General features: G+C 31.1%; 4 protein-coding genes. 1 reads left to right on the top strand and 3 read right to left on the bottom strand.

Going from position 1 to position 3739, the window contains the following annotated elements; genetic code table 11:
• Both ACMOUI_RS03190 and ACMOUI_RS03185 read right to left on the bottom strand, forming a co-directional pair.
• On the bottom strand, nt 1-173 hold a 173-nt coding region (locus tag ACMOUI_RS03190; RefSeq protein ID WP_418964302.1), incomplete at its 3' end, for a TetR/AcrR family transcriptional regulator.
• A 96-nt stretch (nt 174-269) separates the two neighbouring features.
• Entirely contained in the window at nt 270-1820 is a 1551-nt protein-coding gene (locus ACMOUI_RS03185) for an acyl CoA:acetate/3-ketoacid CoA transferase (protein ID WP_418964301.1), read from the bottom strand.
• A 205-nt stretch (nt 1821-2025) separates the two neighbouring features.
• Between ACMOUI_RS03185 and ACMOUI_RS03180 the strand changes: the two genes are divergently transcribed.
• Entirely contained in the window at nt 2026-3378 is a 1353-nt protein-coding gene (locus tag ACMOUI_RS03180) for a GntP family permease (RefSeq protein ID WP_418964300.1), read from the top strand.
• Between the two features lie 54 nt (nt 3379-3432).
• On the opposite strand, the gene ACMOUI_RS03175 is transcribed toward ACMOUI_RS03180, so the two are convergent.
• Nucleotides 3433-3739, bottom strand: a 307-nt coding sequence (locus ACMOUI_RS03175; RefSeq protein WP_418964299.1) for a hypothetical protein, incomplete at its 5' end; no start/stop codon positions are given.

Raw genomic sequence — 3739 nt, 5'->3', positions numbered from 1 at the left:
GAAATTATTTCTAATAGATATTGAAATAACTCCTCCTTGTTTTTAAAATATTTATATATTATCCCATTTGAAACTTGAGCATTTTTACTTATTTGAAGCAAAGAAACTTCTCCATATGGAGTTTCATAAAATAATTCAATCGCAGCCTCTACTATTTTCTCTTTTGTACTCAACAATCTTCCTCCGAAACCAAAAATTAATCTATCTATACATTTTACTTCATTTGGGGGAACAATTCAAATAAAAAAAGGGAATTTCTTCCCCAATTTTTATAAATCTAGTTTAAAATCATCTTCAAATATCTCTTTGGCCATTAACTTTAGATTTTTTGATATAATCGGCTTAAACTCCATATTATTAAGTATATCTTTTTCTAAATCAATCCCTGGAGCTATCTCTATTAGTTCCAATCCATTTTCAACCAATTTAAATACCGCTCTTTCTGTGACATAATAAACTGGTTGATTGTTTAAGTTTGCTGTTTTGGAGCTAAAAGTAATCTGTTCAACCTCTTTTATAAATTTTTTACTCTTACCTTCATTCAATATTGTAACTCCATCATTTGTCAATTTTATTTTCAAGCCTCCTGCTGTAAATGTTCCACAGAAAATAACTTTTTTAGCATTTTGAGAGATATTTATGAATCCACCACAACCTGCTATTTTTGGTCCAAATTTGGATACATTTATATTTCCATTGGAGTCACACTGAGCTAATCCTAAAAATGCCATATCTAGGCCTCCACCATCATAGAAATCAAATTGGTATGGTTGATCTATTATTGCCTGTGGAATAGAACTAGCTCCAAAACTTAATCCTCCTGCTGGAGTACCTCCAATAGCACCTGGTTCAACTGTTGGAATAAATAGATGTTCTTGATTCCCATCTCTTAAAACTTCAGCAATTCCCTCAGGCATTCCTATACCATAATTTAAAATTTTATCATCCTTTGATAAAAACATTGCACATCTTCTAGCTATTATTTTTCTTTCATCCAATGCAGACTTTTCTTTTACGTTATCCAGTATAATACTACTATTTACAAAAGATTCATCATACTCTATTCCAAAAGTTTGATGATGGTATTTTGCATCTGAACATAATACTATATAATCCACAAATATACTTGGAATTCCAACTAATTTTGGATTGATACTTCCATTTTTTACTTTTCTTTCAACTTGTACAATCACCTTTCCACCGCTGTTTTTAGTGGCCATAGCTAAGGCTAAACTCTCCAATGTTAACGCTTCTTTTTCTAAAGATATATTTCCATCCTCATCGGCTAAAGTTCCTCTTAAAATTGCAAAATCTATCTTTGAAGGAGCTTTAAAATAAAGATATCTCTCATTTTCTATAAAAATATCTTTAACTATGTTTTCAGAAGTTACCTCATTGACCTTTCCCCCTTGTAACTGTGGATCAACAAATGTACCAATACCTATTTTTGATATTGTTCCCTTTTTACCAGAAGCTATATCTCTAAACATATGAGATATAACCCCTTGAGGTAGATTATATCCTTGAATTTTGTTATCTAAAGCTAGGTTTCCTAATTTAGGAACCAGACCCCAATGTCCTCCTATAACCTTATTTACTAGACCTTCATACGCTAAGTGATTTAACCCTTTTTCTTTTCCATCCCCCTGTCCAGCTGCATAGATTAAAGTTAAATTATTTGGTTTTTTATTTTCCAAATAATTTTTCTCTATCTCTGTTAAAATCTCTTCTGCTACTCCTATTCCTACAAATCCTCCTGTGGCTACTGTTGAATTATTTTCTATTTTTTTAACAACTTCTTTGGCACTAATAAACTTCATAAAAACACCTCTTTTCTAGTTTTTTTGAATTGGTTCTCATTTTTATATAAACCACAATTAGACTTAATTGTCAATATTTTTTTGTTTTTTGTATTTTTTTCAAAAAAAACGTTGACTTTTATAACAAATAAATATAATATCAAAATATATAGATTCTTAAAAAAGAATCAATTCTCAATAATACTAATTTTATGAGGTGATTTAATTGTTAGGTGTATTATCATTAATTTTTTCTATTATCGTTTTGATTTTTCTCTCATTTAAAGGGGTTTCTATTTTAATTATCGCTCCTCTTTTGTCTATGGGTTTAGCTTTCATAACAGGTGATTTACCAGCTTTATACGCTTTAACTGGACCATTTATGAAAGTTACATCATCATACATAGGAAGTTATTTTCCTATATTTTTAGGTGGTGCAATCTTTGGTAAAATTATGGGCGACAGCGGTGCTGCTAGGTCTATTTCACATTTTATATCTGAAAAATTAGGAAAAAAGAGAGCTATTTTAGCAGTTGTTCTAGCAACCTCTCTTCTTACTTATGGAGGTGTTTCTCTATTTGTGGTTGTTTTTGCCATATATCCACTAGGTGTTGCTCTTTTCCAAGAAGCTGACATACCTAAAAGACTTATGCCTGCTGCAATTGCAATAGGAGCTTTCACTTTTACTATGACGGCTTTGCCAGGATCACCACAATACATAAACTCAATGCCTACAAACTATTTGAACACTAACATCTATGCAGCGCCTATTCTAGGAACTATTTCAGGTCTTATAATTTTAATATTTGGAATTATGTGGTTAGAGATTAGTTCAAAAAAAGCAAAGGCAAAAGGAGAAGGTTATGGACAATACAACGATACAGTACACAATTATGACTATAGCTCTATGCCTAGCCCATTTATCTCTATCCTTCCTATAGTTATTATCTTTATAGTTAACTGGGTTGTCATAAATATTTTCTTCAAAAGTGAAAGTTTTATAGCTAAATTCCAACAATATGGTGGGCTTGATGGAAACTGGCCAGTAACGATAGCTCTTATGATAGCTATTGCTGTATCTTTAATTCTATTTAGGAAACAGATTAAATCTCCACTTCTACTATTAAAAAGTGGTGCTGAAAGTTCTTTAAGTCCTATATTTAATACAGCTGTTATAGTTGGATTTGGAGGAGTTGTAAAGGCTACTATGGCATTTGAACTTATAAGAGAGAAAGTCTTAGCTCTTAATATACCTGGTCTTTACAAAGTTGCTATATCAACAAGTATAATGGCTGGAATTACAGGTTCATCATCGGGAGGTACTGGAATTGCACTTGAAGCTTTATCTAAATCTTTTTTAGAAATGGGCTTAAATCCAGAAGTTATTCATAGAACAATGCTTATTGCAGCTGGTGGATTGGATTCTCTTCCACACTGTGGCGCTGTAATTACACTGTTAGCAGTTTGTGGAATAGCCCATAAAGATGGATATAAAGATATTGGGATAGTTACAGTTCTTATTCCAATAATCTCACTTATATTTGTTATTATTCTACATAATATAACTGGTATAGTTTAGATATAAACAAAAAGGACAGATTTTTTAATCTGCCCTTTTTTATCATTAACATAATCATCTCTTATCCAAAATAAACTTTTCTCCTAGTGAAGTTAATACGCTTCCACCACGACCTCTATTGGATTTTATATAACCTATCCTATTAAGCTCATATAGAGTTTTTCTTACAATCGCTTCTGTTACATTCAATTTTTTTTCATTCATTCTCTTTAAAATAGTAGTTCTTCCACTCCCAAAACCACTCTCCTCATTATTTTTAATAATTTTAAGAGTTTCTAAAAGCAGATCCTTCTCCTCAATACTTTTTTTATTTTTTTCTAAATAGATATGATTTTTTATATACTCTGGCAACATACTATAC

This window comes from Cetobacterium sp., assembly GCF_048470075.1.
GTDB lineage: Bacteria > Fusobacteriota > Fusobacteriia > Fusobacteriales > Fusobacteriaceae > Cetobacterium_A.
This window is presented reverse-complemented; position numbering and strand designations above follow the sequence as displayed.

What these genes read in the sequence shown, in the direction of transcription:
- ACMOUI_RS03185 (WP_418964301.1), bottom strand. Translation starts at nt 1,820, where the DNA reads ATGAAGTTTATTAGTGCCAAAGAAGTTGTTAAAAAAATAGAAAATAAT.